A 26,351-nucleotide genomic window follows, 5' to 3' on the forward strand; every position below is an offset into this window, starting at 1 on the left:
TTACGGCTGATACCCCAGGACCGTCATCATGCCCGCCTCCGAGTGGTAGATGTTGTGGCAGTGCAGCATCCACAGCCCGGGATTGTCGGCGTCGAGGTCCACCGACAGTGACTGACCGGGCAGGACGACCGCCGTGTCCTTGCGGGCGCCGTCCCGGCCCAGCGAAAAGGTGTGGCCGTGCAGATGAACCGGGTGCCACATCCGCGTATGGTTCGCGAACTCGATCCGCACCCGCTCGCCCGCCCGCACCGCGTGCGGCGCGCTGTGGTGGTGGTCGTACGGCTGCCGGTCGAAGGCCCAGTCGTGCGCGTCCATGCTGCCGGTGAGCGTGAGCCGGACCGTACGGTCGGCCGCCCGGCCCGGATCCGGCAGCCGCACGCTCTCGTCCGCGCGCAGCCGGTCGGCGGTGACCAGGACGCCGTCCAGCTCGGCGGGGCGGGTGCCGGCGACGGGGACCGCGCCGCCCGGGGAGGTGCGCAGCACCGCCAGGGCGCTGGCGTCCTTGCCCTCGGCGAGGGCGGTGAGGGGGAAGACGCCGTCACCGGCGGTGACCAGGACGTCGTAGCGCTCGCCCATGCCGATCAGCAGGGCGTCGGTGTCGGCATGGGAGACGGGGAAGCCGTCGGTGTGCGTGACCGTCATCCGGTGGCCGCCGAGAGCGACCCGGAAGGGGGAGTCGCCGCCCGCGTTGATGAACCGGATCCGGATCCGGTCGCCGGGGCGGGCGGCGAAGACCGAGGGGTCGTCGGGCGTGCGGCCGTTGATGAGGTAGAGGGGGTAGGCGACATGCCCCGTGTCGCCGCCGAGCAGCATGCTCTTCGCATCGGTGAGCATCCGGCTCGGCCTCGCCGCCGGGCCGCCCATCAGCTCGGCCATCACCGAGTCCGGAGTGCTGCCGTCGATTCCGTCGAGCCAGTCGTCCAGGACGACCGTCCACTCCTTGTCGTACGGCATCGGCTCCCTCGGGTCCGCCACGATCAGCGGCGCGTACAGCCCCCGGTCGAGCTGCACCCCGGTGTGCGGGTGGAACCAGTACGTCCCCGGCCGCTCCACGGCGAAGCGGTACGAGAACTCGGCCCCGGCCCCGATCGGCGGCTGGGTGAGGTCGGGGACGCCGTCCATGTCGTTGCGCAGCGCCAGGCCGTGCCAGTGCGCGGACGTGGTGTCCGGGAGGTGGTTCGTGAGCGTCGCCGCCAGCGTGTCCCCGGCGGTCAGCCGGATCTCGCGGCCCGGCACCTCCCCTCCGTACGACCACGTCCGCACACTCCGCCCGCCCCCGAGCTCCACCGGCCCCTCCACCGCCGTGAGCCGCACCTCCCGTACGGTCCCGTTCGTCGCCCGCCCACGCTCCGCCGCCGCCACCTCGGGCCCGTCCGGACTGACGAACCCGGAGCCGGGGGCTGGGGCGTCGTCGGTGAGGTCGTATGCGGTACGGGTGCAGGCGGTCAGCGCGGCCGCTCCGCCGAGGGCGAGCAGGGAGCGCCGGGTGTGCGTGTGCTTGGCCATGGGGAATAGCTGACCGCTGCGCACCGCCGATCCCCGCTGCCGCGCCGTGGATTCACCGGAATGGCGGAACGGCTCGGCCCGCCCGGGAATCTCCCGCGTTACGACAATCTCCCCCCGACGGGTGACACCGCGCCGGACCTGCGTAATGTGGAGGAAACCACAGGCAGCGATACTGACGTGCCGGCAGTGGTGCACAGGCCGTATGACCTGCAAGGATGTAGCTATGGACAAGCAGCAGGAGTTCGTTCTTCGCACGCTCGAGGAGCGCGACATCCGCTTTGTGCGGCTCTGGTTCACCGACGTGCTCGGCTACCTGAAGTCGGTGGCCGTCGCGCCCGCGGAGCTGGAGCAGGCCTTCGACGAGGGCATCGGCTTCGACGGCTCCGCCATCGAGGGCTTCGCACGGGTCTACGAGTCCGACATGATCGCCAAGCCGGACCCCAGCACCTTCCAGATCCTCCCGTGGCGCGCCGAGGCACCCGGCACCGCGCGGATGTTCTGCGACATCATGATGCCGGACGGCTCCCCGTCCTTCGCCGACCCGCGCTACGTCCTCAAGCGGGCCCTGGCCAAGACCTCCGACCTCGGGTTCACCTTCTACACCCACCCCGAGATCGAGTTCTTCCTCCTCAAGGACAAGCCGACCGACGGCACCCCGCCCACCCCCGCCGACACCTCCGGCTACTTCGACCACACCCCGCACAACATCGGCCAGGACTTCCGCCGCCAGGCGATCACCATGCTGGAGTCCATGGGCATCTCGGTCGAGTTCTCCCACCACGAGGGTGCCCCCGGCCAGCAGGAGATCGACCTCCGCTACGCCGACGCGCTCTCCACGGCCGACAACATCATGACCTTCCGCCTCGTCATGAAGCAGGTCGCCCTCGAGCAGGGCGTCCAGGCCACCTTCATGCCCAAGCCGTTCTCCGAGCACCCCGGCTCCGGCATGCACACCCACCTGTCGTTGTTCGAGGGCGACCGCAACGCCTTCTACGAGTCCGGCTCCGAGTTCCAGCTCTCCAAGGTCGGCCGCTCCTTCATCGCCGGCCTCCTGCGGCACGCCGCCGAGATCTCCGCCGTCACCAACCAGTGGGTCAACTCCTACAAGCGCATCTGGGGCGGATCCCAGCGCACCGCCGGCGCCGGCGGCGAAGCCCCCTCCTACATCTGCTGGGGCCACAACAACCGCTCCGCCCTCATCCGCGTCCCCATGTACAAGCCCGGCAAGACCGGCTCCACCCGCGTCGAGGTCCGCTCCATCGACTCCGGCGCCAACCCCTACCTCGCCTACGCCGTCCTCCTCGCCGCCGGCCTCAAGGGCATCGAAGAGGGCTACGAGCTCCCCCCGGGCGCCGACGACGACGTCTGGGCCCTCTCCGACGCGGAGCGCCGCGCCCTGGGCATCGAGCCGCTGCCGCAGAACCTCGGCGAGGCCATCACCCTGATGGAGCGCAGCGAACTGGTCGCGGAAACGCTCGGCGAGCATGTCTTCGACTTCTTCCTCCGCAACAAGAAGCAGGAGTGGGAGGAGTACCGGTCGGAGGTCACGGCCTTCGAGCTCCGCAAGAACCTCCCGGTTCTGTAGACGTACTGCTCCAGTCCAGTCCAGGCCAGCGGCGCTCCGCCGCTGGCCTGAGCTTTGCGGCCCGTCATGCGGATGTCGGTTTTGTGCGCAATACTGAACGGGTGCCCCATTAGGTGCGACCAGCAGGGGTGTTGGGGGCAGCGCAGCAGGCAACAGTTCAACGGACCGCCTGCAAAGATTCGGCCCCCACTCTCTCAACCGGACGAGACCCTGTTCAAGCCGCGGCAAAGTCGACGGCCAGCGCACCTTCCCCGAACCGAAACGGAGACGGGACATGATGCAGAAGACGACCAGGAAGCTCGCAGCACTGGCGAGTGGCATCATCGTGTCAGTAGGCGGGCTCACCACAGGTGCAGTCACCGCGCACGCGGCACCACAACACCCCGCGGCCCCCAAGGGCGCAGCGGCAGCCACGTGCAACACCAACTCGTACTCGAAGCCCGCGGGTTACAACTACTACCCGACCGGCTTCCCCGGCGGCACCTGGCTCAGGGCGACGTACGGCTGCGGGACCATCTGGGTCTGGCCCAAGACCAACCGCTACGTCAGGGTGTGCTTCAACTACAACAGCGGCGCGGTGTGCCCGGGCGGCTACAAGTACGCCCTCGCGAACACCTGGACACTGCTGGCGACGGGCGTCTACGGCGGCGCCTGGTACAAGCTGAACTTCCAGACGAGCGGCCAGAGCAATGGGTTCTACAACGGCTGACCAGCCGTGACGGTGCCCTCGCGGGCAGTTCGACGGTGTCCCGGCCGCCGCTTCGAGGAGCGGCGGTTGGGACACCGTTCTCATGTGGCGCCGGGCCGCCCGCCTGTGACGAAAACCAGTGACGCCCAGCGGTCACACGTGCCCGCCGGGATCCGTCAATGAAGCAGTAACGACGAGATCCCGATCCCCTGGAGGGGAACATCATGCAGGCACGGATGAGCAATCCCGCGACGGTCATTCCCGAAGCCATGCCGGCGATCCTCAATCTGCTCAAGGCCACGCGGAAGGGCGGTGTGCCGGAGTCGACGCTGGAGCTGGTGCATCTGCGCGCGAGCCAGATCAACGGCTGCAGTTACTGCGTGGACGGCGGGGTGAAGAGCGCGCGGAAGGCGGGGGAGACGGACGAGCGGCTGTTCGCGGTCGCCGCGTGGCGGGAGGCGCCGTACTTCACGGACGCGGAGCGGGCGGCGCTGGCGCTGACGGAGGCGGCGACGCGGCTGGCGGACCGGGGGGACGCGGTTACGGACGAGGTGTGGGACGCGGCGGCCGATCACTACGACGAGCAGCAGCTCGCGGCGATCATTCTGATGATCGGCGTGACGAATCTGTTCAACCGGCTCAACGCCACGACCCGGCAGGTCGCCGGAACGGGGTGGTAGCCGCGGCATCGCCCGGACAGGGCCTAGCCGACGAAGGCCTGGGTGCCGAGGACCGTGAGCAGGGCAAGGCGCTCGGCGTCCTCGGTGCCGGGCTCGGCCGTGTAGATCACGAGGTGCAGGTCGTTGCCCGCCACGGTGAGCACGTCGCAGTCCAACTGCAGGGGGCCCACGTCCGGGTGGTCGATGGTCTTGCGCGCGGCGACGTGGCGGCCGACGGCGCCGGAGTCCCACAGCTCGGCGAAGCGGCCACTGTTCGCGTGCAGTTCCGCGACGAGCCGCCGTAGGCGCTGGTCGGCGGGATAGCGGCCGGCGGCGGCGCGCAGGTCGGCGACCATCGCGGCCTCGAAGGCGGGCAGGGACTCCGGGGTGTGGCGGGCACGGGTGCGGGTGTTGGGGCCGGTGCCGAGGAAGTGCCGCCAGATCGCGTTGCGTTGGTTGCCGCGCCAGCCGGACGGATCGCCCATCAGCGCGGCGTAGGGCGGGTTGGCCATGAGCAGGGTCCAGGTCGCGTCGGAGACGGCGACGGGTGTCCCGGTCAGCCTGTCCAGCAGGCGCTGGACGCTCGGGGTGATGTGCGCGGGTACGGTCTCGGGGCCCGGCGGTGCCAGCCCGGCGAGCCGGAAGAGGTGTGCGCGCTCGGTTGCCGAGAGCCGCAGGGCCCGGGCCAGGGCTTCGACGATCTGGGCCGACGGGTTGGCGGCGCGGCCCTGTTCGAGGCGGGTGACGTAGTCGACGGAGATCCCGGCGAGCAGGGCCAGTTCCTCACGGCGGAGTCCGGCCGCGCGCCGGTGCCCGCCCGCCGGCAGCCCGGCGGCCTCGGGCGGCACGCGGTCGCGCCAGCGGCGTACCGCCTGCCCGAACTCCGTCTCCGCCATGCCCACCAGTGTGCACCGACGGCCGCCGGTCTTCCTGGTACCGGCAGTCCCAGGAAGACCGGACCACTGGCTGACCGCCCCGCCCCGGCCGGACTCTGGACGCATGACGACAACACTGATCACCGGAGCGAACAAGGGCCTCGGCTTCGAGACCGCCCGCCGGCTCATCGCGGCGGGCCACACCGTCTACGTGGGCAGCCGCGACGCCGACCGCGGCCGCCGGGCCGCCGAGCGGCTGGGCGCCCGGAGCGTCCTGCTCGACGTCACCGACGACGCGTCCGTGGCCGCCGCGGCGAAGACCATCGAGGCGGACGGCGGACTCGACGTGCTCGTCAACAACGCCGGCATCGAAGGGCGCTCGGAGGGCGGAGGCGTCATCGGCGCCGCCGAGGTCACCGCCGACATCATGCGGACCGTGTTCGAGACCAACGTCTTCGGCATGGTCCGCGTCACCCACGCCTTCCTGCCGCTGCTGCGCCGGTCCGCCGCCCCGGTCGTGGTCAACGTCAGCAGCGGCCTGGCATCGCTGACCCGCGTCACCACCCCCGACACCCCCACGTACGCCTTCCCGGGGGTCGCCTATCCGGCGTCCAAGACCGCGGTCAACATGGTCACCGTGCAGTACGCGAAGGCCTTCCCGGACATCCGGATCAACGCCGTCGAGCCCGGCTACACCGCGACCGACCTGAACGGGCACACCGGCACCCAGACCGTCGAGGAAGGCGCCGAGATCATCGTCCGCATGGCCCAGCTTGGCCCCGACGGCCCGACGGGCGGCTTCGTCGACGAGGCCGGCCCCCTCCCCTGGTAAGAGGCCCATAACGCGCCTGTCCGGCTCCCACGTGTTTACGTGGGCGTATGGGCCTGAGCATTCGCAATCAGATCACCGGCACGGTCGTCTCCGTCGAGCCCGGCGAGGTCATGGCCGTGGTGAAGGCCGGCATCGGGGGCGGAAGCGGCACCGAGATCACCGCGGCGGTGACCAAGGAGGCGGTACGGGAGCTGGGGATCGTGCCCGGCGGGGCCGTCACCGCACTGTTCAAGGCCACGGAGGTGGGGCTCGCGACGGCGCCCCTCCAAGGGCTGAGCATCCGCAACCAGCTTCCGGGGACCGTGACGGCGGTCGCGCTGGGCGAGGCCATGGCGACGGTGAAGGTCGCGGTGGCGGGCGCCGAGCTGACGGCCGCCATCACCCGGGATGCCGCGGTCGAGCTGGGGCTTCGGGAGGGCACGCCGGTTGTGGCGCTGGTCAAGGCGACGGACATCGCGCTGGGGACGGAACCGCTCACCGGCGGCGGAGCCCGCGACGACGTGGCCTGGTAGGCCGTCGGCGCGGCGTGCCCGGCAGGCTGCCGGTTTCGTCGCGGCTCCGGCGCCACGGATCGTCGGGCGACCGTAGCGGCAGCGGGCGTTGTGCCTGCACCTGGATCTCGACGTAGGAGTCGTGGGCGGTCCCGTGGAGCGCCTCGTCGTACGAGGCCATGGCGCCGGTGACGGCCGAGCCGGCGACACCTCGGCGGCGGACGAGCGATGCCAGCCAGGCGAAGCAGCCCAGCACGGCGGCGAGGCTTGCGGCGAACGCCAGGAGCGGCAGGATCCTGTCCATGAGGCCCGAGCCTATGGGCCGACGTACGCGGGGGCCAGGGCGGCGGTCATGAGGCGGTGGGCCGTGCCGGTGCCGTCTGCGGGGACGGTCCAGAGGTCGGCGCCGTAGTCGCCGGGGAGGGCGTAGACGACGGTGCGGGGGCTGCGCCAGACGACCTGGTCGTCGACGCTGCGGGTTTCGGCGAGGGGGAGGGAGCGCATGGTGGCGAGGTCGAGGGCGTAGAGCCGCCAGGGGGCGTCGGGGGAGAGGCCTCTGACGCGTTTTTTGAAGACGAGGTGGGTGCCGTCGGGGGAGAGGGAGGGGCACTCGGCGTTGGTGAGGAGGGTGCGGACCGTGCGGGTGGTGGTGTCGCCGCGTACGAGGTAGGTGGAGCCGGCGGTGGCGAGGGTTGCGTAGAAGTGGGTGTCGTCGGCGAAGGTGACGCCCCAGAAGTTGACGTCGGCGGCGTGGTACGGGCGGGCGTCCCCGGATTTGAGGATGCGGAAGTCCTCCAGGGTGGAGGTGAGTTGCCAGGTCCTGGTGTCGAGGATCGAGGTGCGGGTGGAGAAGTTCGTGCCCGCGTACGAGTCGCCGCTGACGAAGACCGTCCAGGCGACCATGCGGCCGCTCGAGGAGACCCGGGCGCGAGTGGGGATGCCGGCGAGGGCGTAGTGGCGGCGCTCGTGGAGGCGGGCGTCGAGGACGACGGCTCGGTAGGTGTCGGTGACGGCGCCGTGGACGGACTGCAGGCAGACGCCCGTGCCGGAGGCGGCGTAGAAGCGGAGGCACTTGACGCCGGAGGCGGTCCGCTCGGCAGAGGGGGTCGCGGCGGGGACCGTGGCGAGCTCGTCGCGGTGGGGGCCCCAGGCCATGTTGCGGAAGACGAGGGTGCCGGTCCCTGTCAGCGAGACGGACCCGGCGGCCACCGCCGGGCCGCCGGCCTGCGGGCGGTCCTTGCGCGCCGCCCGGTCGGCGGCGTGCAGGACCGACGTGGCGGCTACGGCGGCCAGCACGGCGACGGCCGTCAGCAGGATCAGCAACCGGTTGCGGATCGTCATCCCGGATTCCCGGTTCCCGGTCAGGAGGCCCAGATGCCCGTGATGTCGGACGCGGAGGCGGCGTTGCCGGCGTGAGTGGTGAGGCCGGCCATGTCCTCGATGGTCCGCAGCAGGTTGTAGTGGTTGTAGGTGGTGGCGGAGGAACTGCCCGCGGTGACCGGCTGGCCGTAGAAGACGGTCGGGATCTTGTTGCCGGACAGACGGTTGTCCTCGTCGAAGGTGACCACCAGCAGGCTGTTGTGGGTCTTGGCCCAGGTCGCGTACGAGCTGAGGTTGTTGCTCAGCCAGGTGTCGCCGGTCGCGACCGAGCAGTCGTGCATGTCGCTGCAGAGGTTCGGCACGACGAAGGAGACCTTGGGCAGCGTCGTGTAGTCGGTGGGGAACTGCGCGAAGGTGCGAGCCGTCGAGGTCGGCACGTTGCTGAAGCCGAACCAGGGGTTGTGCTTACGCGCGTAGTTGCCGCTGCTGCAGGTCGTCGAACCGGCGCTGGGGAGGGTCTCGTTGTAGCTGCCCCAGGTCTGGCCGGCGGCGATCAGCTCGGAGCCGAGGTTGGCGGCGGAGCTGAAGCCGGGCGTGTAGCAGCTGTCGTCGGTGATGCCCTGGGTGGCCCCGGAGAAGAGCGCGAAGTAGTTGGGCTGGCTGGGGTGGGTCTCGGCGTAGGAGGCGGTGAGGTTGGCGCCGCCGGTCCGCAGCGAGTTGATGTAGGGGGCGGAGGAGCTGCCGATGACCTGGCTGTACGCGTGGTTCTCGAAGACCACCACGACCACATGGTCGGGGGCGGGAACGCTGGCGGCCGCGTGCGCGGTGCGGGCGCCGCCGAGGCCGGCCCACAGGCCGACGGAAGCGGCCGCGAGGACGAGCGCGGAGGCGAGGGCGGTGGGCACGGTGGGCCTGGTAGGCCTGATGGACATGCGCATGACAGGCGGACCTCCGTCTGTGTGGGGGACTGCCAGGCTATGAGCCGACTGTGGACGGCGGAAGCGCTGCCAAAATGAAAGTCCGGGGAACGCTGGGTGCGTTCCCCGGACTTGGCCCGATCGGCCTACTTGACGACCGTGATGCCGTCCGTCGTCACCGCCGGGCGGCCGCTCGTGCCGACGACCACGATCTTCAGCTTGTGCTGGGCGGCGCTGCTCCAGGTCTTCGTCCAGATCGCCTGACGGTACTTGGTGGTGCTGGACTTGAGGTCCACCGTGGCCACCTTCACCCCGTCGATGTAGACGTACGCCTGACCGGACGTGGACGCCCGCGAGACCACCCAGGCCACGGACCGGCCGGTGAACGTCCACGTGAGGCTGGCGTTCTTGGAGGTCGAGCTGAGCGACTTGCCGCCGAGGTAGTTCGAGGAGCTCTTCGAGCTCCAGGTACCGGTCTTGGTGGCCGAGGTCTCCTGGACGATCGCCGTCGTGCGGGTCACGGACGCGGTGCCGTAGTTCCCGGCGTAGTCCGTCGCCTTGAGCGCGAAGGCCGTCGACACACCCGGCTTGGCCGTGGTGCCCCAACTGGTCACCGTCGGGCCGAAGGTGGCCGTGCTGGGGGCGGTCGCCGCCGTCTGCTTGAGGGCGGCGTTGTCCGCGGCCTTCCACATCACCGCGACCGGCACCGAGGTGCTGCTGACCGTACCGGTGCGGGTCCTGAGCGCCGGCGCGGTCGTGAAGGTCGGCTTCGTCGTGTCCTTCACGACGGTGTACGTGGACGAGGCCTTGGTGCTGCCATTGATGTGCACCGCCCGGACCGTGACGCTGTGGCTCCCGGCGCCGACGGTGATCGCCGCCGAGGTCGCCGTACGGCTCGCCTTCGCGGCGACCGTGCCGTCGACGAGAACCTCGAAGCGGGTGAGCACGGCGTACGGGGTGCTGGTCTTCCAGGAGACCGTGACCGAGCCCTTGGTGTAGTACTTCGAGCCGGACAGACCCGCGCCGGAAAGGCCCGTCACGGTCGGGGCGGCGGGGGGCCCGGCGGCGTACGTACGGATCGCGGGCAGCTTGGCGTAGAGGTTGGTGCCGGGGCAGGCGGTGGCGAAGCCGTCGCGGTGACCGGAGATGTTGTTGAAGGTGTACGACTTCTTGTAGGTGAAGCCGGAGCTGTCGCTCGCGCCCTCGACGAGGGTGTTGGAGCCGCTGGGGCTGTACTTCTTGAGGCCCAGCTTCCAGGCGGCGAGGGCGGCGATCGAGCCCATCATCTTGGAGGTGACGGGGGTGGGGGCGACGCCGTCGATGGTCTGGTACGTGCCGATGGCGGCGATTCCGGCGCTGCGGGTGTTGAAGCCGTAGGTCTGGGCGCCGATGACGGGCTTGGCGATGCCGCCGTAGCGGCCCTCGAAGATGGTGCCGCACTTGTCGACGAGGAAGTTGTAGCCGATGTCGCGCCAGCTCTGGGACAGGTGGTAGGCGTAGATGCTGCGCACGATGGAGGCGGAGTCGCTGCAGCTGTAGGCGGCGGCGGTGTCGGTGTGGTGGACGAAGACCACCCGCACCTCGTCCGAGTAGTCGGGGTCGCCGGCCTCGCGCTTGCTCTCGTCGGCGCCCCAGCCTGCCCGGCTCACGATCGTCGGCTGGGGGACGGTGCTGGTGGGCGTGGTGGCGGAGGCCGAAGCGCTCGCCGAGGCGGAGGCGGAGGCGGAGACAGAGGCGGAGGCCGAAGCCGATGCCGACTCGGAGGCGGAAGCAGAGGCCGAAGCGGACTCCGAGGCGGACTCGGACGCGGAGGCCGACTCCGACGCGGACTCGCTGGCGCTGCTGCTGTCCGTCGCGGTGGCCGTCGCCGTCGCCGTGTCGTCGGCCGCGGCGGCGTAGGCCACCGGAGCCATCGCCACGTTGACCGTGGACTTCTTGTCCGCGTCGCCCACGAGCATCAGGCGTATGCCCTTGGGGATGCCCGTCTCGCCCTTCTTGGCCACCACCGTGGCCTGTACGCCGTCGGACAGCCCGACCCACACCGGGGCGGTGCCGCCCCGCGCGCCGGGTTCCGTGCCGGGGTCGGGGGCGTCGTCGTTGTCGGCCTGGATGGTGTGCCAGGCGGACCAGGCGCCGGTGGTCACCAGGCGGGTACGTACCTTGATCGAGCCGTCCAGCTTCACGGTCGGGTCGGTCCAGGTCACGCCGAGCACGGAGAAGCGGTCGGTCGTGGTGTGCTGGTCCACCGTGCGCCGGCCGCCGCTGCCCTTGAGCTGCTCGGACTGGACGGTGCTCTTCACCGGCGCCGACGCCGTCGCGGCGGACTGCGGGACCGACTCGGACCCGGTCGCGATGGCCGTCAGGGCGCCGGCCCCGCCGATCAGGACCCCGCCCACCGCGAGCCAGGCACGTCTGCGAAGACGCTTCGGCTGCTCCGGCTGTATCGGCTGCTCCGGCTGTATTCGCCCCGTCTGCATTTTTGCCCCGCCCCTGTTAACCCGTGGCCTCGTGGCCTCATGGCCTCATGGCCCGAAATTCAAAACGACGTCATCCTTAGTACCAGACGTACCATCCGCCCCAGCCACCGCCTGGGTCGTGCGGGGCAGGGTCTAGGGTCGGTCCGGGTGGTTCAGTACGGATCGGCCCAGTTCGGAGAGGCGGTCGGAGTGCTGGAAGGGCGACGGGACAGCAGGTTCGGGCGGCTGCTGCGGCACGGGTTCACGGACGCGGCGGCCGCCGAGCGGCTGCTGAACACGCCGGAGCTGTCGACCGTACGGGCCGATCCGGTGCTGCTCGACTCGCTGGGCGCGACCGCCGACCCCGACCAGGCGCTGCTCGGGCTCGTACGCCTCGTCGAAGCCCTGGAGGCCCACGACCCGGGGGACCGGCGGAAGCTGCTGGACACGCTGACCACCGCGAAGCCGCTGCGCGACCGGCTGCTGGGGGTGCTGGGCGCGTCGCTGGCGCTCATCGACCACCTGGCCAGGCATCCGCACGACTGGCACGCGCTGGTGACCTACGAGGCGGCCGACCTGCATCCCGGGGTCGAGGACTTCGAGCGGGTACTGGGGGACGCGGCGGACCCGGACGCGCTGAGGGTCGCGTACCGGCGCTGCATGCTGGGGATCGCGGCCCGGGACGTGTGCGGGACCGGCGACCTCGTACAGACCGCCGCCGAGCTGGCCGACCTGGCCACGGCGACACTTCGGACAGCTTTGGCCATAGCTTCGGGGGAGTCGCCGCGGGACGCCGCCATGTGCCGGCTGGCGGTGATCGGGATGGGCAAGTGCGGCGGCCACGAGCTCAACTACATCTCCGACGTGGACGTCATCTTCGTAGGGGAGGCCGTGGAAGGCACCGGCGAGAACCCCGCCATCCAGGCCGCCACCCGCCTCGCCTCCCGCATGATGCGGATCTGCTCCGACACCACCCCCGAGGGCAGCATCTGGCAGGTCGACGCCAATCTGCGCCCCGAGGGCAAGAACGGTCCCCTCGTACGGACCCTGAGCAGCCACCTCGCCTACTACCGCCGCTGGGCCAAGACCTGGGAGTTCCAGGCGCTGCTCAAGGCCCGGCCGGTCGCGGGTGACATGGCGCTCGGCAACGAGTACGTCGAGGCGCTGGCGCCCATGGTGTGGCAGGCCGCCGAACGCGACCACTTCGTACCGGACGTGCAGCAGATGCGCCGCCGGGTCATCGACAACATCCCGGCCGCCCAGGTCGAACGCGAGCTGAAGCTCGGGCCGGGCGGCCTGCGGGACGTCGAATTCGCGGTGCAGCTGCTGCAGCTGGTGCACGGCAGAACCGATCCCGCACTGCGCAGCGGCACCACCCTGACCGCCCTTCGCCAGCTCGCGGAGGGCGGCTACGTCGGCCGGGCGGACGCCGCCGCCCTCGACGCCGCCTACCGCTTCCTGCGGTCCATGGAGCACCACATCCAGCTCCACAAGCTCCGCCGCACCCACCTCGTGCCCGCCGACCCGGCCGATCTGCGCCGCCTCGGCCGCTCGCTGGGCTTCCGGGGCGATTCCGTCGCCGAGCTGCAGAAGGCCTGGCGGCAGCACGCGCGTGAAGTCCGGCGGCTCCACGAGAAGCTCTTCTACCGACCGCTCCTGGACGCAGTCGCCCAACTCGCCCCCGGCGAGGCCGGGCTCTCCGCCGCCGCCGCCAAGCAGCGCCTAGAAGCCCTCGGTTACGCCGACCCGGCCGCCGCCCTGCGCCACCTGGAGGCCCTCGCCTCCGGCGTCAGCCGCAAGGCCGCCATCCAACGCACCCTGCTCCCGGTGCTCCTGGGCTGGTTCGCCGACTCCGCCGACCCCGACGCCGGCCTGCTCGGCTTCCGCCGCGTCTCCGACGCCCTCGGCCGCACCCCCTGGTATCTACGCCTCCTGCGCGACGAGGGCGCCGCCGCCGAGAACCTCGCCCGCGTCCTGTCCTCCGGCCGCCTCGCCCCCGACCTCCTCATGCGCGCCCCCGAGGCGGTGGCGCTGCTCGCCGACGACGAGGGCCTGCGCCCCCGCACCCGCGCCGCCCTCGACCAGGAGGTCCTGGCCGCCGTCCACCGCGCCACCACCCCCGAGCAGGCCGTCGCGGCGGTCCGTGGCGTCCGGCGGCGCGAGCTGCTGCGTACCGCCGCCGCCGACCTGATCGGCGTCCACCGCGACAACGCCGACGCGATCGGCGACGCCCTGACCGACCTCAACGCCGCCGCCATCACCGGTGCCCTGCAGGCCGCCGTCAACGCGGTGGAGGCGGAACTCGCCGAGCCCCTCCCCACCCGGGTCTCCGTCATCGGCATGGGCCGCTTCGGCGGCCACGAACTGGGCTACGGCTCCGACGCCGACGTCCTCTTCGTCCACGACCCCCACGACGGCGCCGACGAGTCCAAGGCCTCCCGCGCCGCCCTGCGCGTCGTCAACGAACTGCGCCGCCTCCTCCAGATCCCCACCACCGACCCACCCCTCCTCATCGACGCCGACCTGCGCCCCGAAGGCAAGAGCGGCCCCCTCGTCCGCACCCTCGCTTCCTACGAGGCCTACTACCGCCGCTGGTCCCTGACCTGGGAGCGCCACGCCCTCCTGCGCGCCGAGCCCATCGCCGGTGACGAGGACCTCGCCGCCCGCTTCATCACCCTCATCGACCCCCTCCGCTACCGCACCGGCGGCCTCCCCGACGACGCCGTCCGCGACATCCGCCGCCTCAAAGCCCGCATGGAAGCCGAACGCCTCCCCCGCGGCGCCGACCCCACCACCAACGCCAAGCTCGGCCGCGGCGGCCTCAGCGACGTCGAATGGACCGTCCAGCTCCTCCAGCTCCACCACGCCCACGCCCACCCCACCCTCCGCACCACCCGCACCCGCGCCGCCCTCACCGCCGCCCGCGACGCCGCCCTCGTCACCCCCGACGACGCCGAAGTCCTCGACGCCGCCTGGATGCTCGCCACCCGCCTCCGCAACGCCGTCATGCTCGTCCGCGGCCGCCCCGGCGACACCTTCCCCTCCGACGGCCGCGAACTCGGCGCCGTCGGCCGCTACCTGGGCTACGAGCCGGGCCACGTCGGCGAGATGCTCGACGACTACCGTCGCGTCACCCGGCGCGCGCGAGCCGTGGTGGAGCGGCTCTTCTACGCGATGTGACAGCGGAGCTGCCGTGCGGGGGCTCTGAGGGCTGTATGACTACAAGTTCACGAACCATCCTCCCAGGATCGCCAAGAGCCAAAATGACAAAACTCAGCAATCCAGTGGCACGTCGGATCACATCGGACTGGGCGGATCTCTTCCCGGAGTTCTCGATCTGGCAGCCGCTACGCCTGCTGCGCCGAATCGGGCCGGTGGTTCAAGGCATCACCCTGGACAAGTCCACCGCGGGTGACCAGTACTATCCGACCGTTCATGTGCATTCGCTGGCCCAGGACTTTCCAGTCATCTCACTCACCTTGGCGCAGCGGCTCCTGAAGCCTTCCGGGGTTCAGCAGCCAATCGAGGTGGATCGCCATCCGGAGGAGTTTCGATGGGCTGCCGTCCGACTGGAAGAGCAGAGTGCGTTCTCGCTCAGGCGGGCACCGGAACTGAGTGAGATTGCTGAAGCGCTGCGCGCCTTCGCTCTGGCCGCGCAGCGCGGTCGATTGCCTGCGGCAGTTCCGGAGCTCCGGGACAGTGTTTTCATTCCCGCCGCTTCAGGTGACGCTGAAGCGGCTGATGAAAGCCTCGGCCTGGTGGCGGAGTTGTCTGAGAAGTGGTCCAAGTATGAGGCGCCCCCCGGGTGGACGGACACCCGCGAGTGGCTCGACTGGCTCCGAGCGACTGCGGATGACGTTCCCGGCCTGACCTCTCTCGTCGATGGTCAGATTGTGAAGCACAAATTGTCCAAGATCCGCTCCAGCCCCGGCTCATCGCGGTGAAACCCGCTCGACCTGGTTACCTTCTTGAAGGGACCCTGTGGGCATGGAGTTCTTCTGCTACCACCGCGACCGGCCCGGCTCCGTAGCCCTGCGCGACGAGCTGCTGGAAGAGCATTGGTCCTATATGGATCGGTACGCGAAGGAGATGATCGCCCGGGGTCCGACCCTCGCCGGCGACGACACACCCACCGGCAGCGTGCACATAGTCGATCTGCCCGATTCCGTCGCCACCCGCGCGTTCGCCTTTGACGAGCCCGGTTATCAGGCCGGCGTGTACCGGGACGTGCTGCTGCGACGTTGGCGCAACATGCTCGGGCGCACCATGTGGGACTTCCCCGGCGGCCGCACCGGTGGCAACCGGTATCTGGTGCTCGGCCTCGGCGCGGGAGAGGCTGCCGACCTCGCAGTGCCGCCCGACCGGGACAGGCTGATCGCCTACGGGCCGCTGTTCTCTGACAACGGCGCCGCCTGGCTGGGCACGGCGGCGTTGGTCCAGGCGCCGGACCCGGACGCGGCAAGCGCCATCCTGACCCGGGACCGGTACGCCGACATCGAGGTGCACAACTGGCAGTTCGGCGGGCGGCCTTCATGACCATGCCTCATCACTCGTGCGCTTGATCCCGCAACCCGGCGGTAGCTGCCTGAATGGGCGACAGGGTAATACGGCGACGCGTGAGATCGACGTCGATGATCTCCCCGGTGAGGGTGTCGCCGACCTGGACGACGTCCTCGGGCCGTTCCACGGGCGATGCATCCAGTTCGCTGTTGTGCACCAGTCCCTCGAAGCCGTCGTCTCGGTCCTCGATGCGGACGAAGGCGCCGAACGGCAGGATCCTGGTGACCGGTCCGGTGACCACCTGCCCGATCCTCTGTGCTAGCTGCGGCCACGGGTCCTCCTGCACTGCTTTGAGTGACAGCGGAACCCGTTCCCGGACCATGTCGACGTCGAGGACCTCGGCTGTGATCTCCTGGCCGACGCTGACGATGTCGGAGGGGTGGTTGGAGGGGCGCCAGGACAACTCGGGAATGTTGATCATCGCGGTGAAGCCGCCGATGTCCACGAACGTGACGCCGAAGTCGGCGATGGACGTCACTGTGCCGGTGACGACTTGGCCGCGCCGCAGGGTCTTCAGGAAGGCCCAGTCCCGGTCGCTGGGCGTCGGTTCGGTCTGCCAGCGTGCGCGGAGGATGCCGTCGCTGTCGGGCAGCACAGCCGTGAACAGCGGATGACGCTCATCGACAACCAGGGATACGACGGCGGCAGCACGCGCACCTGCGATCCGGTAGGCCACTGACTCGCACTGGGTCTCGTCCGCGACCGTGCTGGTGATTCGACCGTCCTCGTCCTCCCAGAGGATTTCCACTACGCCCATGTCGGGCAGAGAGGCAAGGACCGCATCGACGTCGGTGAGCAGGTCCGGCCAGACCGCCAACTGAGCGCGAGGGGCCAACTGGGAGCGCACTGCCTCGATGTTGTCGCGTGTGAGGCGGTGCCAGCGCGACGCGTTCGCGACGTAGGTCTCCTCCAGGAACGTGGCGCGGTAGGCGCTGACCGTCCAGCGCACGCGAGCCCAGAAGTCGGCGTCGGCCGGGCGCTGCACGTGCAGTGCGTCGGGGGCGAAGTCGTACGGCGATGCGTCCAGACGTTCAGGGAACAGTCCGAGTGAGCGGGTCTGGGCCAGCGCTGTTTCGCAGGGCCGGGTGCTGCCGACGTAGAGGTACTGGTCCCATCCGACGTGTACCGCGAATGCTCCCTCCACCTCCAGACGGCACCAGGCGCCGTTGTCGCGGAGCATGGCCCTGACGAGTGCCAGGCCGGCCGTGATCGACACCTGCGCACCGTCGTGGAAACCGGCGAGGCCATCCGGGAAAAGGCCGATCAGACCGTAGCCATCGACCGGCGGCTCAAGGCCGAAGTGAGCGAGGCCGCCGATCTCCGGCTCGCGGATGGCCAGTTGGTCGACGCCAGTGCCTTCGGCGAAGGCCGTGACGGCCTGCAGGTAAGCGGCTTCGACTGGTCCGTGGTCGCTGATCGCGGGCTCGGCGCCGGTGTAGTGGCCGTGCTGATCGCGGTCGGCAGGATCGTACTTGGTGACCCGGTGGACGTAGGGCAGCACTTCACTGCCCGCCAGAGGTGAGCTGGGCGAGACTGGCGATGGTGTGTTCGCCGGACGGGTGCGGTTTTACCGGATGGGCCTGCCGGCGGGCGGTGAGTGAGTCGCCGATGTTTCGGGCGTCGGGGCCCGAGAGTGCGAGGCGGTCGAGCTTCGGAACGACGAGAGTGCGCCTGGCGCGCACGGCTGCGAGCGCCTGAGCCAGGCAGGGGCGGCCGAGCAGGACCTCGCGCTGGGCGGTGATGCCCTCCTTGTCCCGACTGCATCTCCCGTAGCCGACGCGTTCGCTCATGCCCGGACCGTACGGCAAGCCCCCGCTCAACGTACAGATCACCGGGCGCCCCGTGAGTGAATGTGACGGTTGCCGGCCCTCAGCCGGGGGTGGCGTGCGGGGGTTGCTCAGTCGGTGGCTTTCGGGTGTCCGGTGCCTGCATAGGTGATCCAGGCGGTGCGGTTGGCGTCGTCGAGCAGGTACCAGATGCGTCCGCCGCCGGTGACCTCGTACTGCCAGCGTTCCAGGGCGTGGCCTTTGAAGGTGGTGGTCCCGAGCTTGCCTTTGAGGCGGTGCTGGCGTTCGGGGTTGTCCAGCGCGCGCGGGGTGGCGCGGATCTTGTCGAAGGCACGGCGAAGGTTGCCCGCCGCGTGGCGGGAGAGGTGCTCCCAGCCGTCGGCGGCTTCGGTAGTGGCGAAGCGGATGTCGTACTCGTCCCCGATCGGCGGCGGCGCGGCCCGGTCTCCGCGCTTGGGGCTCACCCGTTCTCCTGGGGCAGGGGTACGGGGCCGAGGTCGCCTTCCGGTTCACGGGTGAGGATGGCCAGCAGGGCGGGGTCCGCATAGATCTCCGCGCTGTGCCGCCACTGGGTCAGCAGGAGCGCGATCGGGGTGAGGTTGTCCAGGGCCACGGCGCCCCTGGCCGTGTCCACCAGCTCGGCGAGCAGGGTGTCCACGTCCTCGGAGGGCAGGAAGGTGATCCACGGCAGGGCCTCTGGCAGCGCCTGGCGCAGCGCTTCGATGTTCTCGGTGCGGACCAGCCCGGCGAGCAGGCGCGAGGTGAAGTCCACGACTGTGGCGTCCCGCTCCATCTGGTCGACCCGCATCAGAGCGAGGTCCCCGGCGTCGCGCCGCCGCAGCCGCAACGCGCGGACGGCGTCCAGTCTTCGTGTGGTCGCGGCCGGGTGGTGGAGTAGTTCGCTGAAGGGCACGTCCTCGTAGGCCTCGGTCATGACATCCACAGTAGTTCGGATATTGGCCGCGCAACATAGGAAGCGCCGGACAGGGCCTAGTCCTCAATGTCAACGCCGGCGGCCACGGCGTACCGCCAAAGCGGTGTGAGCGGCCGCTCTACGCGGTGTAGCCCGTCAGGAGCCCTCGGCAGTGGGCGAGGAAGCCTGTCAGGGCGAGGTCGAAGGCGGCGTCGGCGCGGCGGGGGCCTATGGCGGCGAGGGCTTGGGCGAGGAGGGGGGTGGGGCCGTCGGTGGCGGGGTGCCACATGGCTTCGGGGGCGGCGAGGTCGAGGGCGGAGCCGAGGATGAGGTCTTCGAGGGCGGTGAGGACGGCCATGACGGAGTCCAGGGGGAAGCCGGCGCCGAGGAGGAGGGCGACGGCGCGCTCGTACTGCGTCAACACGTCGGGTGCGCGGACGGGTGATGTGGCGAGGAGCGGGATGGTGCGCGGATGGGCGGCGAAGGCGGCGCGGTAGGAGCGGGCCCAGGCGGCGAGGGCGGTGTCCCAGGGGTGAAGGTCCAGGGTGGCGGGGTCGATGGCGGCGGTGACGCGCTCGCGGAGGAGTTCGATGATGCCGGCCCGGCCGTCGACGTGGTGGTAGACGGAGCCGGTCTGGACGCCGAGCCGCTTGGCGATCTGCGGGACGCTGAAGTCGCCGTGGGTGTCGACGAGTTCCAGCGCGGTGGCGCCGATGCGCTCGGTGTCCAGCAGGGCCTTGCTCGGCCGTCCCATGTGTCCCCCGAGTTCCTTGATCCGCAAATCGGCTCTTTCCAGAGGTTACGCGGAGGGGTACATTGCCGAAACCGAAAGGCTTTAGGTTTTGTGTCGCGTACCCCCGTCCCCCGCCACATCCCGCCAGAAGGGCCTCCGACCATGGCCACCACCGCCCCGCCCCACAACCCCCCGGCCGCCGCCGCGGACTCCGCGCTCCGCTCCGGCAGCCTCGGCACCGGTGACATCACCTTCTTCGTGGTCTCCGCCGCCGCCCCGCTGACGGTCATGGCGGGCGTAGCCCCCTTCGCCGTCCTGCTCGGCGGCGTCGGCGCGCCCGTCGGGTATCTCATCGCCGGGGCGGTCCTCGCCATATTCGCCATCGGCTTCACCACGATGGGCCGGTACGTCACCAATGCCGGTGCCTTCTACGCGTACGTCAGCCGGGGCCTCGGCAAGCCGGCCGGCATCGGCTCCGCCGGGCTCGCCCTGCTCTCGTACAACGCGCTGCAGATCGGCATGTACGGGCTGCTGGCCACCAGTGTCCGCGACACCCTGCGGGCGCTGTGGGGGATCGAGGCGCCCTGGCCGGTGATCGCCGTCATCGGGGTGGCCGTCGTGTGGTTCGCTGGATACCGCAGCATCGACTTCGGCGCCAAGGTGCTGGGCGTGCTGCTGGTCGCCGAGACCGGCATCCTCGTCGTCCTCGCCGCCGGGGTGCTGCTGAAGGGCGGTGCGGACGGCCTCCACCTGGACTCCTTCACGCCGGCCAACGCCGTCACGCCGGGCACCGGGGCGCTGCTCGCCTTCGCGTTCGCCGCGTTCTGCGGCTTCGAGTGCACCGCGATCTACCGCTCCGAGGCCCGCGAGCCGGGCCGTACGATCCCGCGCGCGACGTATGTCGCCGTCGGCTTCCTGGGGCTGTTCTACGCCTTCGTCGTATGGGTCGTCGTCCAGGCCTTCGGTGCGCAGGGCGTCATGGCGGCCGCTGCCAAGGACCCGGCGGGGCTGTTCTTCACGGCCACCACGCAGTACGTCGGCGCCTGGGCCGCCGACATCATGCACATCCTCATCGTGACCAGTGTCTTCGCCGCCCTCCTCGCCTTCCACAACGCCATCAACCGCTACACGCACTCGCTCGCGCACGAGGGCCTGCTGCCCGCCGCCCTCGGCCGGGTGCACCCGCGTCACCGCTCCCCGCACCTCGCCGGAGGGATCCAGACGGTGCTGGCCGCCGTCGTGGTCCTCGGCTTCGCCGCCGCCGGAGCGGATCCGTATCTGCGGCTGCTGCTCTGGGTGAACACCCCCGGCGTGGTCGGGATAGTGCTTCTACAGGTGCTCACGGCTGTCGCCATCCCGGTCTTCTTCCGCCGTCTCACGCACTCCGAGGGGATCTTGCGGACGGTCGTCGCGCCGGTCGCGGGCGCCGTGCTCATGGCGGGCGCGCTGTATCTGATCCTCAGCAGGATCGCGCTGATGACGGGTGCCGGGACGGGGACCAATCTGGTGCTGCTCGCGCCGGTGCCACTGGTGCTGCTCGTGGGGGTCGCGCTCGCCTTCCGGCTGCGCCGCCGCCGTCCCGAGGTGTACGAGGCGTTCGCCGCCGACGCATGACCCCCGGACTCCCCGGACTCCCCTGTCGAAAGAGAACCACCGTGCCAGTTGCCGACACCGTTCTTACCGGAGCCCGGGTCCGTACGCTCGACCCCGGCCGTCCGCTCGCCACCGCCGTCGCGATCATGGACGGCCGGATAGCGGCGGTCGGTGAGGCAGCCGACGTACGGGACTGGCGTGGCCCCGGCACCACCGTGGTGGACCTCGCGGGGGCGACGGTCACGCCCGGGCTGACCGACGGCCACAGCCACCCCGTCATGGGCGCAGAACTGGCCACCGGGATCGACCTGTCCGGCTGCGGCGACCTCGACGCCCTGCGTGCGGCGCTCGCGGAGGCCGCGAGGAAGGCGGGGCGCGGGGAGTGGGTGACGGGCTGGGGCCTGGACCACAACGCGTTCGGGGGGCGGCCGGTGAGCCGGGACGTCATCGATGACGTGCTCGGCGGGGTGCCGGCCCTCCTGCGGCTGTACGACGCGCATTCGGCGCTCGCCAGCGCCGCGGCGCTGACGGCGGCCGGGATCGAGGGGCCCCGGCGCTTCGCCCAGCGGGCTGAGGTCGTCTGCGACGAACAGGGCCGCCCGACCGGCCACTTGGTGGAGGACGCGGCCATCGAACTGGTCGCCGCGCTGGTGCCGCGCCCGCCCGCGGCCGAACGCCGGGCGCGGCTGCTCGCGCTGCTCAACGCCATGGCCGCCACGGGCCTCACCGGTGGCCACGTCATGGACCTGCGCAGCGATGACGCCCTCGAATTGCTCACCGGCATCGAGGGGGAAGGCGTACTGCCGCTACGGCTGCGCCTCCACCCGTGGTGCATGCCGGACACGGACGCGGACGACCTCGACCGTCTCATCGGCCTGCAGGGGCGGGCCGGACGCCACTGGCGGGTCGGCGGGGTGAAGTTCTTCATCGACGGCACCGTCGAGGGCGGCACCGCCTGGCTCGACCACCCCGACTGCCACGGGCAGGGCACCGAGTCGTTCTGGCCCGACCCGGACGCGTACAGCCGGGCCGTCGCCCGCCTGGACCGGGCCGGTGTGCCGACGGCCACGCATGCCATCGGTGACGCGGGAGTACGCCATGCGCTGGACGCCGTGGAGGCGCTGGGCGGCACCCGGCTACGGCACCGGATCGAGCACATCGAGACCGTCCCGGACGACCAGCCGGCCCGCTTCGCCGCGCTCGGGGTGACGGCGTCCATGCAGCCCACGCACGCCGCGTACACCCGGGCCGACCGCACCGACGAGTGGTCCCGGCGCCTGGGCGACGAGCGGGCCGGCCGCGCCTGGCGCTGCCGCGACCTGCGCGATGCCGGTGCGACCCTGGTGCTCGGCTCCGACTGGCCGATCGCGCACTACGACCCCCGCCGGATCATGGCCGCCGCCCGCCTGCGCGGCGAGCAGGCGCTGACCGCGCCGATGGCGCTGGAGGGCTACACCTCGCACGCCGCCCTCGCCGCCGGCGAGGAGGCCCTCGCGGGCCGGATCGCGCCCGGCTTCCGGGCCGACCTCACCGTCCTCGGGCTGGACCCGGTCGAGGCCCCGGCGGACGAACTGGCCGAGGCCCCGGTGCGGCTGACCATGGTCGGCGGGCACGTCGTGCACCGCTGAATTCAGCCCGTCCGGCGATTGAGGACAAAGCGCAGCCGGCGGGCTGCGCAACCCGGCGAACGCTCGCAGCCACAGGCCTAGCCGTGGCTGGCGATCGGCACCCGGCTCGGGAACCGGTACGCGAGCCCCCCGTAGACCGCCCACGAGACGACGAAGCCGAAGCTCAGGCACAGGGCGCCGCCGACGGCGTCGAGCCAGAAGTGGTTGGCGGTGGAGATGATGACGAGGAGGGTGACGGCGGGGTAGGCGAGGCCGAGGGCCTTGGCCCACAGGGGCTTGGCGAGCATGAAGATGGTGATGCCGCACCACAGGGACCAGCCGATGTGCATGGAGGGCATCGCGGCGTACTGGTTGGAGACGTGGGCGAGGTCGCCGGAGGCCATGGAGCCCCAGGTGTGGTGGACCTTGACCGTGTCGACGAAGGTGCCGCCCTCCATGAGCCGTGGCGGGGCCAGGGGGTAGCAGTAGTAGCCGACCAGGGCGATGCCGGTGGTGACGAAGAGGACCAGCCGGGTGGAGGCGTAACGCCCGGGGTGGCGGCGGAAGAGCCAGACCAGGACGCTCAGGGTGACGATGAAGTGCAGCGTCGCGTAGTAGTAGTTCATGGCGACGATGAGCCAGGTCTGCGAGTTGACCGCGTGGTTGACCGCGTGCTCGACATTGAGGCCGACAGACTGCTCGAAGCTCCAGACCCGGTCGGCGTGCCGCATGGCCTCGGCCCGCTTCTCGGGCACGGCGTTGCGCACGAGGGAGTAGAGCCAGTAGCTGACGGCGATCAGCAGGATCTCGAACCACAGCCTGGGGCGGCGCGGTGACCTGAACCGTTGGAACCGTTCCATGAGTGTGCGGGTTTCCTCCGGGGCGGTGTCGGCGGCGCTGCCTGTCCTGATCTTCGTCGTGGTTTCCCCCATGGGGCGATAGTCTGCCACGCGCCGCGTCGCCGTCCGATCAGCCCCCGGTCGGATTCCGTTCATCTCGCTGTACTGGTACAGAGACGGAACCTTGACTGCCAGGTCTGGCCGCCGTCGAGCCGCGTACGACCAGCTCCGGCAGGAAGACGAATTCGCTGTGCGGGGCGGGCGTACCGCCGATCTCCTCCAGCAGCGCGCGCACCGCGGCCTGGCCCATCGCCGTGACGGGCTGGCGGATGGTGGTGAGCGGCGGGTCGGTGAAGGCGATCAGCGGGGAGTCGTCGAAGCCGACGACGGACACGTCACGGGGGACGTCCAGGCCGTGCTGGCGGGCGGCGCGGATCGCGCCGAGGGCCATCATGTCGGAGGCGGTGACGACGGCGGTGCAGCCGGAGCCGAGGAGGGCGGAGGCGGCGGCCTGGCCGCCCTCCAGGGTGTAGAGGGAATGCTGGATGAGTTGCCGCTCGACGACCGCCGCCGGGACGCCGAGGACCTCGTCCATGGAGCGTACGAAGCCCTGGATCTTCCGCAGTACGGGGACATAGCGCTTGGGGCCCACCGCGAGCCCGATCCGCTCATGGCCCAGCGCCGCGAGGTGGGTGACGGCCAGGCGCATCGCGCCCCGGTCGTCGGGGGAGATGAAGGGGGCCTTGATCTTGTCGGAGAAGCCGTTGATGAGGGCGAACGGCACGCCCTGGCCGTGCAGGCGCTCGTAGCGCTCCATATCGGCGGTGGAGTCGGCGTGCAGACCGGATACGAAGATGATCCCGGCGACGCCGCGCTCGACGAGCATTTCGACGAGCTCGTCCTCGGTCGAGCCGCCCGGGGTCTGGGTGGCGAGGACCGGGGTGTAGCCCTGGCGGGTCAGTGCCTGGCCGATGACCTGGGCGAAGGCGGGGAAGATCGGGTTTTCCAGCTCGGGGGTGATCAGGCCTATGAGGCCCGCGCTGCGCTGCCGCAGCCGCACCGGCCGCTCGTAGCCGAGCAGATCGAGTGCGGTCAGCACGGACTGGCGGGTGGTGGCGGACACTCCGGGCTTGCCGTTGAGGACGCGGCTGACCGTGGCTTCGCTGACCCCCGCCTGTGCTGCGATGTCGGAAAGCCTGGCGGTCACAGGACTGGACCTTACCGGTCGCATCTCAGACCGCCCACCAGATGCAGGAATCCGCCGGAATGCGGACCAGTCCGCCCTGCGTCCCCACCGGTTCGGTGGACAGCACCACCTCGCCCGGCGCGGGCATTTCGGCCTCCGCCGCACCCAGGTTGACCGTGCAGACGAATCCCGGCCGCGCGAAGGCCAGTACGCCCTCCGGCGCCTCCAGCCACTCCAGCTCGCCGTCGCCCAGCCCCGGCAGCTCCCGGCGCAGCCGCAGCGCCGCCCGGTACAGCTCCAGCGTGGAGCCGGGGTCGCCGGTCTGGGCCTGCACCGACAGGCCCTGCCACTGCGCCGGTTGCGGCAGCCAGCTGCCGTCGCCCGCGCCGAAGCCGTACGAGGGCCGGTCGCCGCCCCAGGGGATCGGGACGCGGCAGCCGTCGCGCAGGCCCTCCTGGCCGTTGTCGCGGAAGAAGGACGGGTCCTGGCGCACGGCGTCCGGCAGGTCGGTGACCTCGGGCAGGCCCAGCTCCTCGCCCTGGTAGAGGTACGTGGAGCCGGGCAGCGCCAGCATCAGCAGGGCGGCGGCACGGGCCCGGGGCAGGCTGCCGTAGCGGGTGCGGTGGCGTACGACGTCGTGGTTGGAGAGCACCCAGGTGGCGGGGGCGTCGACCGGGGCCATCGCCCGGAGGGTCTCGTCGATGACGCGGCGCAGCCCGGCGGCGTCCCAGCCGGCCATGACGTACTCGAAGTTGAAGGCCTGGTGCAGCTCGTCGGGGCGCAGGTAGCGGGCGCTGCGCTCCAGGGTGGGGGTCCAGGCCTCGGCGACGGCGATGCGCTCGCCGGGGTACTCGTCGAGGATCGAGCGCCAGTCGCGGTAGATCTCGTGGACGCCGTCCTGGTCGAAGAAGGGCAGCTCGTCGGTGTTGAGCAGGCCCATCTCCACGTTGTGGCCGATGTCGGGCAGGCCGGCGGCCTTGACCAGGCCGTGGGCGACGTCGATGCGGAAGCCGTCGACGCCGAGGTCGAGCCAGAAGCGCAGGATCGAGCGGAACTCGTCCCGTACGGTCTGGTGCTCCCAGTTGAAGTCGGGCTGCTCGGGCGCGAAGAGGTGCAGGTACCACTCCCCGTCCGGCACCCGGGTCCAGGCCGGGCCCCCGAAGAGTGAATTCCAGTCGTTCGGGGGGAGTTCACCCTGCCGGCCCTTGCCCGGCCGGAAGTGGAAGCGCTCCCGCAGCGGCGAGCCGGGGCCTTCGCGCAGGGCCTGCTTGAACCACTCGTGCTGGTCGGAGCAGTGGTTGGGGACCAGGTCGACGATGACGCGCAGGTCCAGCGCGTGTGCGTCGCGCACGAGGTCGTCGATGTCGGTGAGGGTGCCGAACATCGGGTCGACGGCCCGGTAGTCGGCGACGTCGTAGCCGCCGTCCGCCTGTGGCGAGGCGTAGAACGGCGTCAGCCAGACGGCGTCGACGCCGAGGTCCTTGAGGTACGGCAGCCGGGCGCGGGCGCCGGGCAGATCACCGTTGCCGTCGCCATTGCCATCCGCGAAGGAGCGCACGTACACCTGGTAGATGACGGCGCTGCGCCACCATCCCGTGTGCCGGCCCGCGGAGCGGTCGTGGACGTCGGGGGCGAGCTCCTGGGTCATATGGGTCCCTCGTGAGTCGGGCCTGACGGAAGCAAAGCGTAAGCAATGGGTTTCAGGATTTTGCGGAAGGAACCGCAACAGCTTGCAGCAGGAGGAGAGTGCCACGTCAAGTCTCCCGACGGCAACCGTGAGGACACGTGGGCGTAACGATCAAAG

General features: G+C 70.8%; 24 protein-coding genes. 10 read left to right on the forward strand and 14 right to left on the reverse strand.

The window, feature by feature from the left end; translation table 11 throughout:
• Positions 1 to 1,506, reverse strand: coding sequence for a multicopper oxidase family protein (locus OG607_RS33790; RefSeq protein WP_405731469.1), 1,506 nt, complete (start codon positions 1,504 to 1,506; stop codon positions 1 to 3).
• Between the two features lie 223 nt (positions 1,507 to 1,729).
• Here OG607_RS33790 and OG607_RS33795 point away from each other — a divergent pair, with 223 nt between their 5' ends.
• From OG607_RS33795 to OG607_RS33805, 3 genes are all read left to right on the forward strand, one after another.
• Entirely contained in the window at positions 1,730 to 3,091 is a 1,362-nt protein-coding gene (locus tag OG607_RS33795) for a glutamine synthetase family protein (protein WP_405731472.1), read from the forward strand.
• A 274-nt stretch (positions 3,092 to 3,365) separates the two neighbouring features.
• Positions 3,366 to 3,800, forward strand: coding sequence for a hypothetical protein (locus OG607_RS33800; RefSeq protein WP_405731474.1), 435 nt, complete (start codon positions 3,366 to 3,368; stop codon positions 3,798 to 3,800).
• A 203-nt stretch (positions 3,801 to 4,003) separates the two neighbouring features.
• Positions 4,004 to 4,459 carry a carboxymuconolactone decarboxylase family protein gene (locus tag OG607_RS33805; RefSeq protein ID WP_405731477.1) on the forward strand — a complete coding sequence of 152 codons (456 nt, stop codon included), beginning with the start codon at positions 4,004 to 4,006 and terminating at the stop codon, positions 4,457 to 4,459.
• Between the two features lie 23 nt (positions 4,460 to 4,482).
• On the opposite strand, the gene OG607_RS33810 is transcribed toward OG607_RS33805, so the two are convergent.
• Positions 4,483 to 5,334 carry a helix-turn-helix transcriptional regulator gene (locus tag OG607_RS33810; protein WP_405731480.1) on the reverse strand — a complete coding sequence of 284 codons (852 nt, stop codon included), beginning with the start codon at positions 5,332 to 5,334 and terminating at the stop codon, positions 4,483 to 4,485.
• A gap of 103 nt (positions 5,335 to 5,437) precedes the next feature.
• Here OG607_RS33810 and OG607_RS33815 point away from each other — a divergent pair, with 103 nt between their 5' ends.
• Both OG607_RS33815 and OG607_RS33820 read left to right on the forward strand, forming a co-directional pair.
• Positions 5,438 to 6,145: an SDR family oxidoreductase gene (locus OG607_RS33815; protein ID WP_405731483.1), complete on the forward strand. Its 708-nt coding sequence runs from the start codon at positions 5,438 to 5,440 to the stop codon at positions 6,143 to 6,145.
• Between the two features lie 47 nt (positions 6,146 to 6,192).
• The gene (locus tag OG607_RS33820) at positions 6,193 to 6,657 is read left to right on the forward strand and encodes a molybdopterin-binding protein (RefSeq protein WP_405731486.1); all 465 of its coding nucleotides are present in this window, start codon (positions 6,193 to 6,195) and stop codon (positions 6,655 to 6,657) included.
• Here OG607_RS33820 and OG607_RS33825 read toward each other — a convergent pair.
• From OG607_RS33825 to OG607_RS33840, 4 genes are all read right to left on the reverse strand, one after another.
• Entirely contained in the window at positions 6,620 to 6,940 is a 321-nt protein-coding gene (locus OG607_RS33825) for a hypothetical protein (RefSeq protein WP_405731489.1), read from the reverse strand. The genes OG607_RS33820 and OG607_RS33825 overlap by 38 nt on opposite strands.
• A gap of 11 nt (positions 6,941 to 6,951) precedes the next feature.
• Positions 6,952 to 7,977, reverse strand: a complete 1,026-nt coding sequence (locus OG607_RS33830) for a TolB-like translocation protein (RefSeq protein WP_405731492.1) — start codon at positions 7,975 to 7,977, stop codon at positions 6,952 to 6,954.
• A gap of 20 nt (positions 7,978 to 7,997) precedes the next feature.
• Entirely contained in the window at positions 7,998 to 8,888 is an 891-nt protein-coding gene (locus OG607_RS33835) for an alkaline phosphatase family protein (protein ID WP_405737225.1), read from the reverse strand.
• A 131-nt stretch (positions 8,889 to 9,019) separates the two neighbouring features.
• Positions 9,020 to 11,350 carry a peptidoglycan recognition protein gene (locus OG607_RS33840; RefSeq protein WP_405731495.1) on the reverse strand — a complete coding sequence of 777 codons (2,331 nt, stop codon included), beginning with the start codon at positions 11,348 to 11,350 and terminating at the stop codon, positions 9,020 to 9,022.
• Between the two features lie 189 nt (positions 11,351 to 11,539).
• Here OG607_RS33840 and OG607_RS33845 point away from each other — a divergent pair, with 189 nt between their 5' ends.
• From OG607_RS33845 to OG607_RS33855, 3 genes are all read left to right on the forward strand, one after another.
• A complete protein-coding gene (locus OG607_RS33845) occupies positions 11,540 to 14,509 on the forward strand; it encodes a bifunctional [glutamine synthetase] adenylyltransferase/[glutamine synthetase]-adenylyl-L-tyrosine phosphorylase (protein WP_405737227.1) in 2,970 nt (989 codons plus the stop codon).
• A gap of 83 nt (positions 14,510 to 14,592) precedes the next feature.
• Positions 14,593 to 15,273 (forward strand): hypothetical protein, encoded by a 681-nt coding sequence (locus tag OG607_RS33850; protein ID WP_405731498.1) that lies wholly within the window; start codon positions 14,593 to 14,595, stop codon positions 15,271 to 15,273.
• A 43-nt stretch (positions 15,274 to 15,316) separates the two neighbouring features.
• Entirely contained in the window at positions 15,317 to 15,865 is a 549-nt protein-coding gene (locus tag OG607_RS33855) for a YciI family protein (protein WP_405731501.1), read from the forward strand.
• Between the two features lie 10 nt (positions 15,866 to 15,875).
• On the opposite strand, the gene OG607_RS33860 is transcribed toward OG607_RS33855, so the two are convergent.
• The 5 genes from OG607_RS33860 to OG607_RS33880 all read right to left on the reverse strand — a co-directional run bounded on the left by OG607_RS33860 (position 15,876) and on the right by OG607_RS33880 (position 19,343).
• Complete coding sequence (locus OG607_RS33860) at positions 15,876 to 17,390, reverse strand: S1 RNA-binding domain-containing protein (RefSeq protein WP_405731504.1); 1,515 nt, start codon at positions 17,388 to 17,390, stop codon at positions 15,876 to 15,878.
• A 1-nt stretch (position 17,391) separates the two neighbouring features.
• Positions 17,392 to 17,679 carry a hypothetical protein gene (locus OG607_RS33865; RefSeq protein ID WP_405731507.1) on the reverse strand — a complete coding sequence of 96 codons (288 nt, stop codon included), beginning with the start codon at positions 17,677 to 17,679 and terminating at the stop codon, positions 17,392 to 17,394.
• Positions 17,680 to 17,786: 107 nt separating this feature from the next.
• Positions 17,787 to 18,140 (reverse strand): hypothetical protein, encoded by a 354-nt coding sequence (locus OG607_RS33870; protein WP_405731509.1) that lies wholly within the window; start codon positions 18,138 to 18,140, stop codon positions 17,787 to 17,789.
• Complete coding sequence (locus OG607_RS33875; RefSeq protein ID WP_405731512.1) at positions 18,137 to 18,610, reverse strand: hypothetical protein; 474 nt, start codon at positions 18,608 to 18,610, stop codon at positions 18,137 to 18,139. The genes OG607_RS33870 and OG607_RS33875 overlap by 4 nt, the downstream gene beginning before the upstream one ends.
• Positions 18,611 to 18,728: 118 nt before the next feature.
• The gene (locus OG607_RS33880) at positions 18,729 to 19,343 is read right to left on the reverse strand and encodes a TetR/AcrR family transcriptional regulator (RefSeq protein ID WP_405731515.1); all 615 of its coding nucleotides are present in this window, start codon (positions 19,341 to 19,343) and stop codon (positions 18,729 to 18,731) included.
• A gap of 141 nt (positions 19,344 to 19,484) precedes the next feature.
• Here OG607_RS33880 and OG607_RS33885 point away from each other — a divergent pair, with 141 nt between their 5' ends.
• Together OG607_RS33885 and OG607_RS33890 are read left to right on the forward strand one after the other, a co-directional pair.
• Positions 19,485 to 20,936: an APC family permease gene (locus OG607_RS33885; protein WP_405731517.1), complete on the forward strand. Its 1,452-nt coding sequence runs from the start codon at positions 19,485 to 19,487 to the stop codon at positions 20,934 to 20,936.
• 41 nt (positions 20,937 to 20,977) lie between these two features.
• Positions 20,978 to 22,543, forward strand: coding sequence for an amidohydrolase (locus tag OG607_RS33890; RefSeq protein ID WP_405731520.1), 1,566 nt, complete (start codon positions 20,978 to 20,980; stop codon positions 22,541 to 22,543).
• Between the two features lie 77 nt (positions 22,544 to 22,620).
• Here OG607_RS33890 and OG607_RS33895 read toward each other — a convergent pair whose 3' ends face one another.
• From OG607_RS33895 to OG607_RS33905, 3 genes are read right to left on the reverse strand one after another with little or no spacing between them, the layout of a single operon-like run.
• Positions 22,621 to 23,454, reverse strand: coding sequence for a phosphatase PAP2 family protein (locus OG607_RS33895; RefSeq protein WP_405731523.1), 834 nt, complete (start codon positions 23,452 to 23,454; stop codon positions 22,621 to 22,623).
• 37 nt (positions 23,455 to 23,491) lie between these two features.
• Positions 23,492 to 24,568, reverse strand: coding sequence for a LacI family DNA-binding transcriptional regulator (locus OG607_RS33900; protein WP_405731526.1), 1,077 nt, complete (start codon positions 24,566 to 24,568; stop codon positions 23,492 to 23,494).
• Between the two features lie 25 nt (positions 24,569 to 24,593).
• Positions 24,594 to 26,195 (reverse strand): glycoside hydrolase family 13 protein, encoded by a 1,602-nt coding sequence (locus tag OG607_RS33905; protein WP_405731529.1) that lies wholly within the window; start codon positions 26,193 to 26,195, stop codon positions 24,594 to 24,596.
• Between the last annotated feature and the right edge of the window lie 156 nt (positions 26,196 to 26,351).

Origin of the sequence: Streptomyces sp. NBC_01537, from assembly GCF_045040445.1 — a bacterium.
Lineage (GTDB): Bacteria > Actinomycetota > Actinomycetes > Streptomycetales > Streptomycetaceae > Actinacidiphila.

Coding starts and splice junctions, on each gene's coding strand:
- OG607_RS33790 (WP_405731469.1), bottom strand. CDS start 1,506: ATGGCCAAGCACACGCACACCCGGCGCTCCCTGCTCGCCCTCGGCGGA.
- OG607_RS33795 (WP_405731472.1), top strand. CDS start 1,730: ATGGACAAGCAGCAGGAGTTCGTTCTTCGCACGCTCGAGGAGCGCGAC.
- OG607_RS33800 (WP_405731474.1), top strand. CDS start 3,366: ATGATGCAGAAGACGACCAGGAAGCTCGCAGCACTGGCGAGTGGCATC.
- OG607_RS33805 (WP_405731477.1), top strand. CDS start 4,004: ATGCAGGCACGGATGAGCAATCCCGCGACGGTCATTCCCGAAGCCATG.
- OG607_RS33810 (WP_405731480.1), bottom strand. CDS start 5,334: ATGGCGGAGACGGAGTTCGGGCAGGCGGTACGCCGCTGGCGCGACCGC.
- OG607_RS33815 (WP_405731483.1), top strand. CDS start 5,438: ATGACGACAACACTGATCACCGGAGCGAACAAGGGCCTCGGCTTCGAG.
- OG607_RS33820 (WP_405731486.1), top strand. CDS start 6,193: ATGGGCCTGAGCATTCGCAATCAGATCACCGGCACGGTCGTCTCCGTC.
- OG607_RS33825 (WP_405731489.1), bottom strand. CDS start 6,940: ATGGACAGGATCCTGCCGCTCCTGGCGTTCGCCGCAAGCCTCGCCGCC.
- OG607_RS33830 (WP_405731492.1), bottom strand. CDS start 7,977: ATGACGATCCGCAACCGGTTGCTGATCCTGCTGACGGCCGTCGCCGTG.
- OG607_RS33835 (WP_405737225.1), bottom strand. CDS start 8,888: ATGTCCATCAGGCCTACCAGGCCCACCGTGCCCACCGCCCTCGCCTCC.
- OG607_RS33840 (WP_405731495.1), bottom strand. CDS start 11,350: ATGCAGACGGGGCGAATACAGCCGGAGCAGCCGATACAGCCGGAGCAG.
- OG607_RS33850 (WP_405731498.1), top strand. CDS start 14,593: ATGACAAAACTCAGCAATCCAGTGGCACGTCGGATCACATCGGACTGG.
- OG607_RS33855 (WP_405731501.1), top strand. CDS start 15,317: ATGGAGTTCTTCTGCTACCACCGCGACCGGCCCGGCTCCGTAGCCCTG.
- OG607_RS33865 (WP_405731507.1), bottom strand. CDS start 17,679: ATGAGCGAACGCGTCGGCTACGGGAGATGCAGTCGGGACAAGGAGGGC.
- OG607_RS33875 (WP_405731512.1), bottom strand. CDS start 18,610: ATGACCGAGGCCTACGAGGACGTGCCCTTCAGCGAACTACTCCACCAC.
- OG607_RS33880 (WP_405731515.1), bottom strand. CDS start 19,343: ATGGGACGGCCGAGCAAGGCCCTGCTGGACACCGAGCGCATCGGCGCC.
- OG607_RS33885 (WP_405731517.1), top strand. CDS start 19,485: ATGGCCACCACCGCCCCGCCCCACAACCCCCCGGCCGCCGCCGCGGAC.
- OG607_RS33895 (WP_405731523.1), bottom strand. CDS start 23,454: ATGGGGGAAACCACGACGAAGATCAGGACAGGCAGCGCCGCCGACACC.
- OG607_RS33905 (WP_405731529.1), bottom strand. CDS start 26,195: ATGACCCAGGAGCTCGCCCCCGACGTCCACGACCGCTCCGCGGGCCGG.